The organism is Enterobacter sp. HK169, assembly GCF_001719105.1.
GTDB lineage: Bacteria > Pseudomonadota > Gammaproteobacteria > Enterobacterales > Enterobacteriaceae > Enterobacter > Enterobacter asburiae_B.
Window position 1 is genome coordinate 3,858,782 of the sequence record NZ_CP017087.1, and the last position, 14,045, is coordinate 3,872,826.

Annotated in this window: 14 protein-coding genes and 1 tRNA gene; 13 read left to right on the forward strand and 2 right to left on the reverse strand. The window is 55.7% G+C overall.

Features of this window, described 5'->3' with window-relative positions:
- From EnteroDNA1_RS18290 to dinB, 7 genes are all read left to right on the forward strand, one after another.
- On the forward strand, positions 1 to 1,236 hold the full coding sequence (locus EnteroDNA1_RS18290) for an NADH:ubiquinone reductase (Na(+)-transporting) subunit B (protein WP_029739701.1): 1,236 nt from the start codon (positions 1 to 3) through the stop codon (positions 1,234 to 1,236).
- Positions 1,229 to 2,023 carry a Na(+)-translocating NADH-quinone reductase subunit C gene (locus EnteroDNA1_RS18295; RefSeq protein WP_064673481.1) on the forward strand — a complete coding sequence of 265 codons (795 nt, stop codon included), beginning with the start codon at positions 1,229 to 1,231 and terminating at the stop codon, positions 2,021 to 2,023. The genes EnteroDNA1_RS18290 and EnteroDNA1_RS18295 overlap by 8 nt, the downstream gene beginning before the upstream one ends.
- Complete coding sequence (locus EnteroDNA1_RS18300) at positions 2,016 to 2,654, forward strand: NADH:ubiquinone reductase (Na(+)-transporting) subunit D (RefSeq protein ID WP_033144701.1); 639 nt, start codon at positions 2,016 to 2,018, stop codon at positions 2,652 to 2,654. Before EnteroDNA1_RS18295 ends, EnteroDNA1_RS18300 begins: the two co-directional genes overlap by 8 nt.
- Before the next feature lie 6 nt (positions 2,655 to 2,660).
- On the forward strand, positions 2,661 to 3,257 hold the full coding sequence (gene nqrE, locus EnteroDNA1_RS18305; protein WP_008500255.1) for an NADH:ubiquinone reductase (Na(+)-transporting) subunit E: 597 nt from the start codon (positions 2,661 to 2,663) through the stop codon (positions 3,255 to 3,257).
- 10 nt (positions 3,258 to 3,267) lie between these two features.
- Positions 3,268 to 4,491, forward strand: coding sequence for an NADH:ubiquinone reductase (Na(+)-transporting) subunit F (gene nqrF / locus EnteroDNA1_RS18310; RefSeq protein ID WP_048979301.1), 1,224 nt, complete (start codon positions 3,268 to 3,270; stop codon positions 4,489 to 4,491).
- Entirely contained in the window at positions 4,491 to 4,694 is a 204-nt protein-coding gene (gene nqrM / locus EnteroDNA1_RS18315; RefSeq protein WP_023615899.1) for a (Na+)-NQR maturation NqrM, read from the forward strand. The genes nqrF and nqrM overlap by 1 nt, the downstream gene beginning before the upstream one ends.
- A 108-nt stretch (positions 4,695 to 4,802) precedes the next feature.
- Positions 4,803 to 5,861, forward strand: a complete 1,059-nt coding sequence (dinB, locus tag EnteroDNA1_RS18320) for a DNA polymerase IV (RefSeq protein ID WP_069303696.1) — start codon at positions 4,803 to 4,805, stop codon at positions 5,859 to 5,861.
- Positions 5,862 to 5,938: 77 nt separating this feature from the next.
- On the opposite strand, the gene pepD is transcribed toward dinB, so the two are convergent.
- The gene (gene pepD, locus EnteroDNA1_RS18325) at positions 5,939 to 7,396 is read right to left on the reverse strand and encodes a cytosol nonspecific dipeptidase (RefSeq protein WP_048976531.1); all 1,458 of its coding nucleotides are present in this window, start codon (positions 7,394 to 7,396) and stop codon (positions 5,939 to 5,941) included.
- 260 nt (positions 7,397 to 7,656) lie between these two features.
- Here pepD and gpt point away from each other — a divergent pair, with 260 nt between their 5' ends.
- The 3 genes from gpt to crl all read left to right on the forward strand — a co-directional run bounded on the left by gpt (position 7,657) and on the right by crl (position 9,923).
- On the forward strand, positions 7,657 to 8,115 hold the full coding sequence (gene gpt / locus EnteroDNA1_RS18330) for a xanthine phosphoribosyltransferase (RefSeq protein WP_010427903.1): 459 nt from the start codon (positions 7,657 to 7,659) through the stop codon (positions 8,113 to 8,115).
- 104 nt (positions 8,116 to 8,219) lie between these two features.
- On the forward strand, positions 8,220 to 9,464 hold the full coding sequence (frsA, locus tag EnteroDNA1_RS18335) for an esterase FrsA (RefSeq protein WP_069303697.1): 1,245 nt from the start codon (positions 8,220 to 8,222) through the stop codon (positions 9,462 to 9,464).
- A gap of 57 nt (positions 9,465 to 9,521) precedes the next feature.
- On the forward strand, positions 9,522 to 9,923 hold the full coding sequence (gene crl / locus EnteroDNA1_RS18340; protein WP_023310506.1) for a sigma factor-binding protein Crl: 402 nt from the start codon (positions 9,522 to 9,524) through the stop codon (positions 9,921 to 9,923).
- A 150-nt stretch (positions 9,924 to 10,073) separates the two neighbouring features.
- On the opposite strand, the gene phoE is transcribed toward crl, so the two are convergent.
- On the reverse strand, positions 10,074 to 11,126 hold the full coding sequence (gene phoE, locus EnteroDNA1_RS18345) for a phosphoporin PhoE (RefSeq protein WP_048976529.1): 1,053 nt from the start codon (positions 11,124 to 11,126) through the stop codon (positions 10,074 to 10,076).
- 304 nt (positions 11,127 to 11,430) lie between these two features.
- Here phoE and proB point away from each other — a divergent pair, with 304 nt between their 5' ends.
- The 3 genes from proB (at position 11,431) to EnteroDNA1_RS18360 (ending at position 13,986) form a co-directional block, all read left to right on the forward strand.
- Positions 11,431 to 12,534 (forward strand): glutamate 5-kinase, encoded by a 1,104-nt coding sequence (gene proB, locus EnteroDNA1_RS18350; RefSeq protein ID WP_069303698.1) that lies wholly within the window; start codon positions 11,431 to 11,433, stop codon positions 12,532 to 12,534.
- An 11-nt stretch (positions 12,535 to 12,545) separates the two neighbouring features.
- Positions 12,546 to 13,799 (forward strand): glutamate-5-semialdehyde dehydrogenase, encoded by a 1,254-nt coding sequence (gene proA, locus EnteroDNA1_RS18355; RefSeq protein WP_069303699.1) that lies wholly within the window; start codon positions 12,546 to 12,548, stop codon positions 13,797 to 13,799.
- Positions 13,800 to 13,910: 111 nt separating this feature from the next.
- Positions 13,911 to 13,986: transfer RNA gene (locus EnteroDNA1_RS18360), tRNA-Thr, on the forward strand.
- The last annotated feature ends 59 nt before the right edge of the window (positions 13,987 to 14,045 follow it).

Consider the following 14,045-nt stretch of genomic DNA (forward strand, 5'->3'; position numbering starts at 1 on the left):
ATGGGCTTAAAACACCTCTTTGAAAAAATTGAGCCGCACTTTACCGAAGGAAAGCTCAAAAAGTACTACCCGCTGTATGAAGCAACGACGACCATTTTCTACACGCCGGGGCTGGTGACGAAAGGGGCGGCGCACGTTCGCGATGCCATCGACCTGAAACGCATGATGATCCTGGTGTGGTTTGCGGTCTTCCCGGCGATGTTCTGGGGAATGTACAACGTCGGCCTGCAGACCATTCCGGCGCTGCACCACATGTACGATGCACAGCAGCTGGCGCAGGTGATCCAGTCCGACTGGCACTACCGTCTGGCCCAGTCGTTAGGGGTAAGCTTCGCTGCAGACGCGGGCTGGCTGAGCATGATGACGCTGGGTGCCGTGTTCTTCCTGCCGATTTACATCACGGTATTTGTCGTGGGCGGCTTCTGGGAAGTGCTGTTTGCCATCATCCGTAAACATGAGATCAACGAAGGCTTCTTCGTGACCTCTATTCTGTTTGCCCTGATTGTTCCCCCGACGCTACCGCTCTGGCAGGCGGCGCTTGGCATCAGCTTCGGCGTGGTGATTGCCAAAGAGATCTTCGGCGGCACCGGGCGGAACTTCCTCAACCCGGCGCTGGCGGGACGCGCGTTTCTGTTCTTTGCTTATCCGGCGCAAATCTCGGGCGACCTCGTGTGGACTGCGGCAGACGGTTTTTCCGGCGCGACGCCGCTTTCACAGTGGGCGGCACACGGCGGCGAAACGCTGGTTAACAACGCGACGGGTCAGCCAGTCACCTGGTTTGATGCCTTTATTGGCAACATTCCCGGTTCCATCGGTGAAGTCTCCACGCTGATGATTTTGCTTGGCGGCGCGATCATTCTTTTTGGTCGCGTGGCCTCCTGGCGGATCGTTGCGGGCGTGATGATCGGCATGGTGCTGACCGCCACCCTGTTCAACGTTATCGGTTCGACCACCAATCCGATGTTCTCCATGCCCTGGTACTGGCATCTGGTGCTGGGTGGCTTCGCGTTCGGCATGATGTTCATGGCGACGGACCCCGTATCTGCCTCGTTTACAGACAAAGGTAAATGGAGCTATGGCGTGCTCATTGGCGCGATGTGTGTCCTGATCCGCGTGGTCAACCCGGCGTACCCGGAAGGGATGATGTTGGCCATTCTGTTTGCCAACCTGTTTGCGCCGCTCTTCGATTACCTGGTGGTGCGGGCCAATATCAAGCGGAGGAAGGCGCGTGGCTGAGGTTAAAAATAACGACAGCATCAGCAAAACGCTGCTGGTGGTGCTGGTGCTCTGTCTGGTCTGTTCTATTGTCGTGGCCGGCTCTGCCGTGGGGTTAAAACCCCTGCAGCAGGAGCAACGTGCGCTGGATAAACAGCGCAACATCCTGGCCGTCGCCGGGCTGATGCAGGAAGGAATGAGCGCGGACGAGGTTTCGGCCGTCTTTGCTGAACGTATTTCGGCGCGTCTGGTGGATTTAAAAACGGGTGAACTGCTGGATAAAGACCCGGCAAAATTCAACCAGGCGCTGGCGCTGAAAGATCCGCAGATGAGCCTGACGCTGGAGGCATCGCAAGATCCCGCCGGGATTAAGCGTCGCAGCAACCTGGCCGAAATCTATCTGGTTCGCGACCCCCAAAAACGTATTCAGGAAGTGGTACTGCCTATTTACGGTAACGGTCTGTGGTCAATGATGTATGCCTTTGTGGCCCTTGATACCGATGGGCGCACGGTCAAAGGCATTACGTATTACGACCAGGGCGAAACGCCGGGGCTGGGTGGCGAAGTTGAAAACCCTAACTGGCGGGCACAGTTTGTCGGCAAGAAAGTGCTCGACGATAACGGCCTGCCTGCGCTGAAGGTGATGAAAGGGGCGGCACGTCCCGGTGACGACTACGCCGTTGACGGGCTTTCCGGCGCCACGCTCACCTCAAAAGGCGTGCAGCACAGTTTTGATTTCTGGATGGGCGAGCTGGGCTTTGGTCCTTTCCTGAAAAACGTACGTGAAGGAGCGCTGAACAATGGCTGATACCGGTGAACTGAAAGAAGTTAAAAAGGTGCTCGTTGGCCCACTGTTAGCCAATAACCCGATCACGCTCCAGGTGCTGGGTGTCTGTTCTGCTCTGGCGGTGACGACCAAGCTGGAAACGGCAGTCGTGATGACGCTGGCGGTCACGCTGGTCACGGCGTTCTCCAGCATGTTTATCTCGATGATCCGCCACCACATCCCCAACAGCGTGAGGATCATCGTGCAGATGGCGATCATCGCCTCGCTGGTGATCGTGGTCGATCAGCTGCTGCGCGCCTTTGCCTATGAAACCTCCAAACAGCTCTCGGTGTTTGTCGGGCTGATTATAACCAACTGTATCGTCATGGGGCGTGCGGAAGCCTACGCCATGAAAATGCCGCCGCTGGCGAGCTTTATGGACGGCATCGGCAACGGCCTGGGCTACGGCGTGATCCTGCTGACCGTGGGGTTCCTGCGCGAGCTGATTGGCAGCGGCAAGCTGTTTGGCATCACGGTGCTGGACACGGTGCAGAACGGCGGCTGGTATCTGCCAAACGGCCTGTTCCTGCTGGCCCCTAGCGCATTTTTCATTATCGGTTTGTTGATCTGGCTGATTCGTACGCTGAAGCCAGAACAGCAGGAAAAGGAGTAACCGACGATGGCTCATTACCTGAGTTTGTTTGTGCGGGCGGTGTTTGTTGAAAACATGGCGCTCGCGTTTTTCCTCGGCATGTGTACGTTCCTTGCGGTTTCCAAAAAAGTGTCGACGGCATTTGGTCTCGGTATCGCGGTCACCGTGGTGCTCGGCTTATCTGTACCGATCAACAATCTGGTGTACAACTTTGTGCTGCGGGACGGCGCGCTGGTGGAAGGGGTTGATCTCAGCTTCCTGAACTTCATCACCTTTATCGGGGTGATCGCGGCGCTGGTGCAAATCCTCGAGATGATCCTCGATAAGTATTTCCCGTCGCTCTACAACGCGCTGGGGATCTTCCTGCCGCTGATCGCGGTGAACTGCGCCATCTTCGGTGGCGTCTCGTTTATGGTGCAGCGTGATTACAACTTCAGCGAATCCGTGGTGTACGGTTTTGGTTCCGGCATCGGCTGGATGCTGGCGATTGTCACCATGGCGGGGATCCGCGAGAAAATGAAATATGCCAACGTGCCTGCGGGTCTGCGTGGCCTGGGGATCACCTTTATCACCACCGGGCTGATGGCGCTGGGCTTTATGTCCTTCTCCGGTGTGCAGCTATAAGGGCAAACAGATGGAAATTATCCTTGGCGTGGTGATGTTCACGCTGATTGTACTTGTGCTGTCAGGGCTTATTCTGGCGGCGCGCGCGAAGCTGGTAAATTCCGGCGACGTGGTCATTGATATTAACGACGAGCCGCAGAATCAGATCCGCACGCCGGCGGGAGACAAGCTGCTCAACACGCTCTCCGGTAACGGCATTTTTGTCTCCTCAGCCTGCGGCGGCGGCGGTTCCTGCGGACAGTGCCGCGTGACGGTAAAAGAGGGCGGTGGCGATATTCTGCCAACCGAACTGGCGCATATCACAAAGCGTGAGGCAAAAGAGGGCTGTCGTCTGGCCTGCCAGGTCGCGGTGCGCCAGAACATGAAGATTGAGCTGCCGGAAGAGATCTTCGGCGTCAAAAAATGGGAGTGCGAGGTTATCTCTAATGATAACAAAGCCACCTTTATAAAAGAGCTGAAGCTGCGGGTGCCGGAAGGCGAGCATGTCCCGTTCCGCGCCGGAGGCTACATTCAGATCGAGTGCCCGGAGCACGCTGTGGCCTATGCGGACTTTGACGTGCCGCATGAGTACCGCGCCGACTGGGACAAATTCAATCTCTTCCGCTTTGTATCTGAGGTGAAAGAGCCGACGCTGCGCGCCTACTCGATGGCCAACTATCCGGAAGAGAAGGGCATCATCATGCTCAACGTGCGTATCGCCACGCCGCCACCGAATGTGCCGGATGCACCGCCGGGCGTCATGTCGTCATACATCTGGTCGCTGAAGCCTGGCGATAAGGTGACGATCTCCGGCCCGTTCGGGGAGTTCTTCGCGAAAGATACCGATGCGGAAATGGTCTTTATCGGCGGCGGTGCCGGTATGGCCCCGATGCGCTCGCACATCTTTGACCAGCTCAAGCGGCTGGGTAGCCAGCGTAAGATCAGCTTCTGGTACGGGGCGCGCTCGCTGCGCGAGATGTTCTATGAAGATGAGTTTGAACAGCTGGCGCGTGAAAACCCGAACTTTACCTTCCATGTGGCGCTTTCCGATCCGCAGCCGGAAGATAACTGGACGGGCTATACGGGGTTCATCCACAACGTGCTGTATGAAAACTACCTCAAACAGCACCCGGCGCCTGAGGACTGCGAGTTCTATATGTGTGGTCCGCCGATGATGAACGCCGCCGTGATTAAGATGCTGAAAGATCTCGGTGTCGAAGATGAGAACATCATGCTCGATGACTTTGGAGGCTGATGATGCTGACGTTTCTGGCAACTTTTGTGGTGTTTGTGCTTGTCATCTTCGGCATGTCGTTAGGCTGGATCGTTAAGCGGAAAAGCATTCAGGGCAGCTGCGGCGGTATTTCCTCTATTGGGATGGAAAAGGTTTGCGACTGTCCGGAACCGTGCGATGCGCGGAAGAAAAGGATGGCCCGCGAGCAGCAGCGCATTATTTAATTTTTTGCAGGCCGGGTAAGGCAAAGCCGCCACCCGGCGTTCTCACATCTGCTTCTCAATCCTCATTTGTTTACTGTATACTTATCCAGTGATGAGTGAGGGCTTACTATGCGCAAAATAATCCATGTCGATATGGACTGCTTTTTTGCCGCAGTGGAGATGCGTGACAACCCGGCGCTGCGGGATATTCCCATCGCCATTGGCGGCAGCCGCGTTCAGCGTGGTGTCATCAGCACCGCCAACTATCCTGCGCGCAAATTTGGCGTGCGCAGCGCGATGCCGACGGCGATGGCCTTAAAGCTTTGCCCTCATCTCACGCTTCTGCCCGGCCGGTTTGAAGCCTATAAAGAGGCTTCCCTCCATATTCGGGAAATCTTCTCCCGCTATACCTCTCTGATAGAGCCGCTGTCGCTGGACGAAGCCTATCTGGATGTGACCGACAGCGTGCACTGCCACGGCTCCGCCACGCTGATGGCGCAGGAGATCCGCCAGAGGATTTTCCACGAGCTGAATCTGACGGCATCGGCGGGCGTCGCGCCCGTTAAATTCCTCGCCAAAATCGCCTCCGATTTAAATAAGCCCAACGGTCAATACGTCATCACGCCTGACGAGGTGCCGGCGTTTTTGAAAACGCTGCCGCTCGGCAAAATCCCCGGCGTGGGAAAAGTCTCCGCCGCAAAGCTGGAAAGCATGGGGCTACGGACCTGCGAAGACGTGCAGCGAAGCGATCTCGCTATGCTGCTCAAGCGCTTTGGAAAGTTTGGCCGCGTGCTGTGGGAGCGCAGCCAGGGAATTGACGATCGCGATGTGAACAGCGAACGGCTACGGAAATCCGTCGGCGTTGAGCGCACCCTCATTGAAGATATTCATGACTGGTCCGAATGCGAAACCATTATCACGGAACAGCTTTACCCGGAGCTGGAACGACGCTTAAGCAAGGTGAAGCCGGATCTGCTCATCGCCCGTCAGGGCATCAAGCTTAAATTCAACGACTTCCAGCAGACAACGCAGGAACACGTCTGGCCGCGTCTGAATAAAGACGATCTTATCGCGACGGCGAAAAAGGCATGGGAAGAGCGCCGGGGCGGGCGAGGGGTGAGGCTGGTGGGATTACACGTTACGCTGCTGGATCCGCAGCTAGAGCGCCAGCTGGTTCTGGGATTGTAAAAAAGCCCGGTGGCGCTACGCTTACCGGGCCTACGTTTTTCACCCTCTTCCTGTGGGAGAGGGCTGGGGCGAGGGTATTACTTAACTGGGATCGCTTTCAGCAGCTCAGTCAGCAGCGTCCAGTAGTGACCGACGCTTTCGATATGAACCTGCTCATCCGGCGAGTGCGGACCGGTAATGGTTGGCCCGATGGACACCATATCCATATCCGGATACGGTTTCTTGAACAGACCACATTCCAGACCGGCGTGGATCACCTGAATGTTCGGCGTGCTGTTGAACAGACGCTGATAGGTTTCACGCACCAGCGCCATCACCGGAGAACTTGCATCCGGCTGCCAGCCCGGGTAGCTGCCTTTTGCAGACGTTTTTGCGCCCGCCAGCGTGCCCAGTGATTCAAGCATGCTCACCACGTACTCTTTACCGCTGTCGATAAGGGAGCGGATCAGGCAGATGATTTCCGCGCTGTCGTCGCTCATGGTCACCACTCCCACGTTCAGTGAGGTTTCCACCACGCCTTTCGCCACGTCAGAGTTGCGGATCACGCCGTTTGGCGTCGCGTTCAGCAGCTGAACGAAGGTGTCACGAGACTGCGCGGTCAGAGCGGCTTTATCTGTAGAAACAGATTCCAGCACCACGGTCAGGTTTTTCTCTTTCGCCGACAGTTCGTTCTTCAGGATATCCAGGTACACGGTGGAGAGTTTTTTCAGCTCGTCCGCTTTTGCCGCTGGAACCGCTACGGTGGCGAAGGCTTCGCGCGGAATCGCGTTACGCAGTGTACCTCCGTTGAAGTCTACCAGACGCAGATCCAGCTCGGCCGCATGGCCTGCCAGGAAGCGCGCCAGCAGCTTGTTGGCGTTACCCAGACCCAGGTGAATATCACCGCCGGAGTGGCCGCCTTTCAGCCCTTTCAGCGTCAGCTTGAAGGTCTGGAAGCCAGCAGGAATCGCTTCGCGCTTCAGCGGCAGGGTAGAGATGAAATCAATCCCGCCCGCGCAGCCCATGTAGATCTCGCCTTCTTCTTCAGAGTCGGTGTTGATCAGGATGTCCGCCTGCAGCCAGTTCGCCTGCAGACCGAACGCGCCGTCCATGCCCGCTTCTTCGGTCATGGTCAGCAGCACTTCCAGCGGACCGTGCTCAACGCTGTCGTCGGCCAGCACGGCCAGCGCAGATGCCATACCGATGCCGTTATCCGCGCCCAGCGTGGTGCCGCGTGCTTTCACCCAGTCGCCGTCGATGTACGGTTGAATCGGGTCTTTGGTGAAGTCGTGAACGGTGTCGTTGTTCTTCTGTGGCACCATGTCCAGGTGCGCCTGCAGCACAACCGGTTTGCGGTTTTCCATGCCTGCGGTAGCCGGTTTGCGGATCAGAATGTTGCCAACCTGGTCACGTTCAGCATGCAGACCTTTTTCCTTCGCCCAGCCCATAATATGTTCGGCAAGCTGTTCTTCGTGGTAGGAAGGGTGTGGAATGGAGCAGATTTTCGCAAAAATATCCCACAGCGGCTGCGGAGATAATTGAGACAGTTCAGACACGATAAGTCTCCTTGTCGAGGCGCTGCAAACAGGGTTGCAGGTCACAGGGTTAGCAGGTTAATAGTTACCACAAGTCAGGCTTGCGAGATGAAACTGAGAATACCACTTTCTCTGCTGGCTGGTAGCATAAAGCATGTAAAAACTCAGGCAGAGGGCGCTAAACACTGGTTTTTAGTGCGTCAGATCTCTATAATCTCGCGCAACCTATTTCCCCCTCGAACACTTTTTAAGCCGTATAAAAACAGGCTGGGACACTTCACATGAGCGAAAAATACGTCGTCACCTGGGACATGTTGCAGATTCACGCACGCAAACTGGCTGCGCGTCTGATGCCTTCCGAACAGTGGAAAGGCATTATTGCCGTCAGCCGTGGCGGTCTGGTACCGGGGGCGCTGCTGGCACGTGAGCTGGGTATTCGTCATGTCGATACCGTTTGCATCTCCAGCTATGACCATGACAACCAGCGCGAGCTGACCGTGCTGAAACGTGCGGAAGGCGACGGCGAAGGTTTCATCGTTATTGATGACCTGGTGGATACCGGCGGTACTGCGGTCGCTATCCGCGAAATGTATCCGAAAGCACATTTCGTCACTATCTTCGCGAAGCCTGCTGGCCGCCCGCTGGTTGACGATTACGTGATTGATATCCCGCAGGACACCTGGATTGAACAGCCATGGGATATGGGCGTGGTCTTCGTACCGCCTATTTCAGGCCGTTAATACCAGTACGTAACTTTACACGCCCGACTATGTCGGGCGTTGTTCTTTTTGGCCTGCCACGCGTTACAATAGTCTCTATACGACGTATTCATGGAGGCAACGCAATGACGCAGGCGAATCTCACCGAGACTCTCTTCAAACCCCGTTTCAAACACCCTGAAACGTCGACGCTGGTGCGTCGCTTTAATCCGGGTACCCAGCCTGCCGTCCAGTCCGCGTTAGACGGTAAAAACGTGCCTCACTGGTATCGCATGATTAACCGTCTGATGTGGATCTGGCGCGGTATTGATCCCCGTGAAATCCTTGATGTGCAGGCACGTATCGTGATGAGTGAATCTGAACGCACCGACAGCGAGCTTTACGATACGGTGGTGGGCTACCGTGGCGGAAACTGGATCTACGAGTGGTCTAAGCAGGCGATGCTCTGGCAGCAAAAAGCCAGCCAGGAAGAGGATGCCACGCGCAGCGGCAAGCACTGGCTGCACGCTGCTAATCTTTACGGCATTGCCGCTTACCCCCATTTAAAAGGGGATGAACTGGCGGAGCAGGCCCAGGCGCTGGCGAACCGTGCTTATGAAGAGGCGGCGCAGCGTTTGCCGGGCCAAATGCGCGAGCTTGAGTTCAGCATTCCAGGTGGCGCACCCGTCACCGGGTTCCTGCATATGCCGGAAGGCGACGGCCCGTTCCCGACCGTCCTCATGTGCGGCGGGCTGGATTCGCTGCAAATTGATTATTACAGCCTGTATGAGCGTTACTTCGCACCAAAAGGGATCGCGATGCTGACGCTTGATATGCCTTCAATTGGTTTCTCATCCAAATGGAAACTGACTCAGGATTCCAGCCTGCTGCACCAGCATGCGCTAAAAGCGCTGGAAAATATTCCGTGGGTTGACCACACCCGCGTGGCGGCATTCGGCTTCCGTTTCGGCGCGAACGTCGCGGTGCGTCTGGCTTATCTTGAATCTTCTCGTCTGAAAGCCGTCGCCTGCCTCGGCCCGGTCGTACACGCTCTGCTCAGCGATCCTGCACGCCAGGGGAGCGTACCTGAAATGTACCTTGATGTGCTGGCCAGCCGTCTTGGCATGCATGATGCATCAGACGAAGCGCTGCGCGTTGAGCTCAATCGCTACTCGTTAAAAACGCAGGGGTTGCTGGGACGTCGCTGCCCAACGCCGATGCTGTCAGGGTTCTGGAAAAACGATCCGTTCAGCCCGGAAGAAGAGTCGCGATTAATCACTTCGTCATCTGCGGATGGCAAATTGCTTGAGGTGCCGTTCAGCCCGGTCTATCAGAATTTCGACAAATCACTGAAAGAGATTACGCGCTGGATCGCTCAGAGATTGTGTTAATAGATTGCTAAATTTCGCTGGTTTGGTAAAACAGTGGCTTCACAAAAGGAGATCGCAATGACGTTACCGAGTGGACACCCGAAAAGTAGACTGATTAAGAAGTTTATGGCTCTCGGCCCGTATATTCGAGAAGAGCAGTGTGAAGAGAATCGCTTTTTTTTCGACTGCCTGGCTGTATGCGTCAACGTGAAGCCTGCACCCGAAAAACGTGAATTCTGGGGCTGGTGGATGGAAATGGAAGCAGAGGAAAAACGCTTTACGTATAGCTACCAGTTTGGCCTGTTTAATAAAGACGGCAACTGGCAGGCGACCACAATTAAAGATCAGGAAGTGATTGACCGCCTGGAATATACGCTAAAAGAGTTTCACGATAAGGCACGTGCACTGCTGGCTACCCTGGATCTCAAGTTCGAACCGGCGGATGACTTTTCCAGCGAAGCGGTGAAGCTGACTGCCTGATGGTGTCACAGCGCCGGGTGGCGGCTTCGCCTTACCCGGCCTACAAATTCCCCCTCTCCCTGTGGGAGAGGGGCGGGGTGAGGGCACCAGACCGCATTAATCCCGACAATAAAAAAACCGGCATCAAGCCGGTTTTTTTATTTCACGTCATCAGAACTGGTAGGTCATACCTACAGCAACGATGTCATCGCTGCTCACGCCCAGTTTATTTTTGTCGTCAATCTGGTTGATTTTATAATCAACAAAGGTGGACATATTTTTGTTGAAGTAATAGGTCGCGCCAACGTCAATATATTTCACCAGATCTTCGTCACCAATACCTTCGATATCTTTGCCTTTAGACTGGACATAGCCCAGGGACGGGCGCAGACCAAAGTCGAACTGATATTGTGCGACAACTTCAAAGTTCTGCGCTTTATTTGCAAAGCCGCCGGAAATTGGCGTCATATTGCGGGTTTCAGAATACATTGCAGCCAGATAAATATCGTTCGCATCATATTTCAGACCGGTTGCCCAGGCTTCTGCTTTCTGACCCTGGCCACGCGCCAGCAGGTTTTGAGCATTGGTGCGGTCAGAGTTGGTGTAGGCGCCGCTGACGGCGAAGTCGCTGCCGCCGAAGTCATAGGTCAGAGAGGTACCAAAACCGTCACCGTTCTGTTTTTTGGCGTCACGGTTTTCGTTTTTGCCCTGGTACTGCAGCGTCATGTCCAGACCGTCAACCACGCCGAAGAAATCGGTGTTGCGGTAGGTGGCCAGGCCGGTAGCGCGCTTGGTCATGAAGTTATCGGTCTGCGCGGAAGAGTCGCCGCCGAACTCAGGGAACATATCGGTCCATGCTTCGACGTCATACAGGGCACCCAGGTTACGACCGTAATCCAGTGAACCAAAGTTTTTCAGCTTCAGGCCCGCAAACGCCAGACGCGTTTTCTGAGTAGAGTCGCTCTCGGCTTTGTTACCTGCAAATTCAGATTCCCAACGGCCATAGCCCGTCAGCTGATCGTTAATCTGCGTTTCGCCTTTAAAACCGAAACGAACGTAAGTCTGATCGCCATCTTTGGTGGCATCATCACTGATGTAGTGCATGGCTTTCACTTTGCCGTACACGTCCAGTTTATTACCATCTTTATTATAAACTTCAGCTGCGTGAACGGATGCAGAAGCCACTACGCCCATAACCATTAATGCCAGAGTGCTCTTTTTCATTTTCGATCCTGTCTTATAAACGCGCTAAAAAATTCGCTGGACGATAAGCTCATGCTTAAGTCCCGTGAAAAAACAGGAAGGGTTTTATCGTTCTGGAATGAAACTTTTATGACAAACTAAGAATAATTTTAAAAAACTGTGATTTATTATTTCGGTAATAAAAGTGTCAAAATTTCCCGCTAGGCTTCCTGATCCCGCGCAACAAAGTGTTTCGCGATGTGCTAAGGCAGTTGGCAACGGGGCTGACTCCTGTTAAAACGTTCGTTCGACATTACTTTCCCTTATCGTTGAACGGCAGAGAATCATGAGTGACAGCCAGACGCTGGTGGTAAAACTCGGTACCAGTGTTTTAACAGGCGGATCGCGCCGCCTAAATCGCGCCCACATTGTTGAGCTTGTACGTCAGTGCGCTCAGCTACATGCCGCAGGGCATCGTATTGTGATTGTGACCTCCGGGGCGATTGCCGCCGGGCGTGAACACCTGGGTTACCCCGAACTCCCCGCGACGATCGCTTCCAAACAGCTGCTGGCCGCCGTGGGGCAAAGCCGACTCATTCAACTCTGGGAACAGTTGTTCTCCATCTATGGCATTCACGTCGGGCAGATGCTGCTGACGCGTGCGGATATGGAAGACAGAGAGCGCTTCCTGAACGCCCGCGATACTCTGCGCGCGCTGCTGGACAACAACATTGTTCCGGTCATTAACGAGAACGATGCCGTTGCCACCGCTGAAATCAAAGTGGGTGATAACGATAACCTCTCGGCGCTGGCTGCGATTCTGGCCGGTGCCGATAAATTACTGCTTCTGACCGATCAGCAGGGGCTGTTCACCGCCGACCCGCGCTCGAATCCGCAAGCCGAGCTGATTACCGACGTTCACGGCATCGACGATGCGCTGCGCGCTATCGCCGGCGACAGCGTTTCAGGCCTCGGAACGGGCGGAATGGGGACCAAGCTGCAGGCAGCTGACGTCGCATGCCGCGCCGGTATCGACACCATCATTGCGGCGGGCAGCCGCCCCGGCGTGATTGGCGACGTAATGGAAGGCATCTCCGTCGGCACCCGCTTCCACGCCCAGGAATCCCCGCTGGAAAACCGCAAGCGCTGGATATTTGGCGCGCCTCCTGCTGGCGAACTCGTCGTCGATGAAGGGGCAACCGCCGCGATTCTGGAACGAGGAAGTTCATTACTTCCTAAAGGAATTAAAAGCGTGACAGGTAACTTCTCCCGTGGTGAAGTGATCCGTATCCGTAACCTCGAAGGCCGCGACATCGCCCACGGCGTAAGCCGTTACAACAGCGACGCGCTGCGCCGCATCGCGGGTCACCACTCGCAGCAGATCGACGCCATTCTGGGCTATGAATATGGCCCGGTTGCCGTGCATCGCGATGACATGATTATTCGTTAAGGAGCCAGAACATGCTGGAACAAATGGGCGCTGCCGCGAAGGCTGCCTCTTACAAACTGGCGCTCCTTTCCAGCCGCGAGAAAAACCGCGTGCTGGAAAAAATCGCTGATTATCTGGAATCCCAGTCTCAGGAAATTTTGCTCGCCAACGAGCAGGATCTGCTGGAAGCGCATCGCAACGGCTTGAGCGAAGCGATGCTCGACCGTCTGGCGCTGAACCCGGCACGCCTGAAAGGCATCGCCGACGATGTGCGTCAGGTCTGCAATCTGGCCGACCCGGTAGGGCAGGTGATCGACGGCGGGCTGCTCGACAGTGGTTTACGCCTGGAGCGCCGCCGCGTGCCGCTCGGCGTCATCGGCGTTATTTATGAAGCCCGTCCAAACGTGACGGTGGATGTCGCCTCCCTGTGCCTGAAAACCGGTAACGCCGCTATTCTGCGCGGTGGGAAAGAGACCTGGCGTACCAACGCCGCGACGGTGAAAGTCATTCAGCAGGCGCTGGAAGAGTGTGGCTTACCGGCGGGGGCCGTACAGGCGATCGAGAGCCCAGACCGCGCGCTGGTCAACGAAATGCTGCGCATGGACAAATACATCGACATGCTGATCCCACGCGGTGGCGCGGGCCTGCACAAGCTGTGCCGCGAGCAGTCAACGATTCCGGTGATCACCGGCGGTATCGGCGTGTGCCATATCGTGGTGGATGACAGCGCGGAGATTGAACCGGCGCTGAAGATTATCGTTAACGCGAAAACCCAGCGTCCAAGCACCTGTAACACCGTAGAAACGCTGCTGGTGCATCAGGATATAGCGAACAGCTTCCTGCCGGCCCTGAGCAAACAGATGGCAGAGAGCGGCGTGACGCTGCATGCTGACGCCAGCGCGCTCGCACTGCTTCAGGATGGCCCGGCTAACGTTGTTCCCGTAAAAGCGGAGCAGTACGACGACGAGTTCCTGTCACTGGATCTAAACGTGAAAATCGTTGCCGATCTCGACGACGCCATTGCGCACATTCGTGAACACGGCACGCAGCATTCTGACGCGATCCTGACGCGTACCCTGCGCAATGCCGATCGCTTCGTGAACGAAGTGGATTCTTCAGCAGTATATGTGAATGCCTCCACCCGCTTCACCGACGGCGGCCAGTTCGGCCTCGGGGCTGAGGTGGCGGTCAGCACGCAGAAGCTGCACGCGCGCGGCCCGATGGGGCTGGAAGCGCTGACCACGTACAAGTGGATCGGCTTCGGTGACGATACGATTCGTGCGTAAATAATCACGGGTGATGCAAAAATAGCCGTTTGATTCAAAAGGGCATTGACGCATCACCCGGATAGATCTAACCTTTTGCCCCGTGGTTACGCTCGTAACCGGCCTCTCAGGGCCGATATAGCTCAGTTGGTAGAGCAGCGCATTCGTAATGCGAAGGTCGTAGGTTCGACTCCTATTATCGGCACCATTCTAACGTCTCCCCAAGTCTACTAAAGTTCACTGAAACCCCTTATACTCTGCGACTTG

Bases quoted from the DNA above. Each gene is read 5' to 3' on its own strand.
- gpt (WP_010427903.1), top strand. From the start codon at position 7,657: ATGAGCGAAAAATACGTCGTCACCTGGGACATGTTGCAGATTCACGCA.
- dinB (WP_069303696.1), top strand. From the start codon at position 4,803: ATGCGCAAAATAATCCATGTCGATATGGACTGCTTTTTTGCCGCAGTG.
- nqrF (WP_048979301.1), top strand. From the start codon at position 3,268: ATGGAAATTATCCTTGGCGTGGTGATGTTCACGCTGATTGTACTTGTG.
- crl (WP_023310506.1), top strand. From the start codon at position 9,522: ATGACGTTACCGAGTGGACACCCGAAAAGTAGACTGATTAAGAAGTTT.
- EnteroDNA1_RS18300 (WP_033144701.1), top strand. From the start codon at position 2,016: ATGGCTGATACCGGTGAACTGAAAGAAGTTAAAAAGGTGCTCGTTGGC.
- phoE (WP_048976529.1), bottom strand. From the start codon at position 11,126: ATGAAAAAGAGCACTCTGGCATTAATGGTTATGGGCGTAGTGGCTTCT.
- nqrM (WP_023615899.1), top strand. From the start codon at position 4,491: ATGATGCTGACGTTTCTGGCAACTTTTGTGGTGTTTGTGCTTGTCATC.
- proA (WP_069303699.1), top strand. From the start codon at position 12,546: ATGCTGGAACAAATGGGCGCTGCCGCGAAGGCTGCCTCTTACAAACTG.
- frsA (WP_069303697.1), top strand. From the start codon at position 8,220: ATGACGCAGGCGAATCTCACCGAGACTCTCTTCAAACCCCGTTTCAAA.
- EnteroDNA1_RS18290 (WP_029739701.1), top strand. From the start codon at position 1: ATGGGCTTAAAACACCTCTTTGAAAAAATTGAGCCGCACTTTACCGAA.
- proB (WP_069303698.1), top strand. From the start codon at position 11,431: ATGAGTGACAGCCAGACGCTGGTGGTAAAACTCGGTACCAGTGTTTTA.
- nqrE (WP_008500255.1), top strand. From the start codon at position 2,661: ATGGCTCATTACCTGAGTTTGTTTGTGCGGGCGGTGTTTGTTGAAAAC.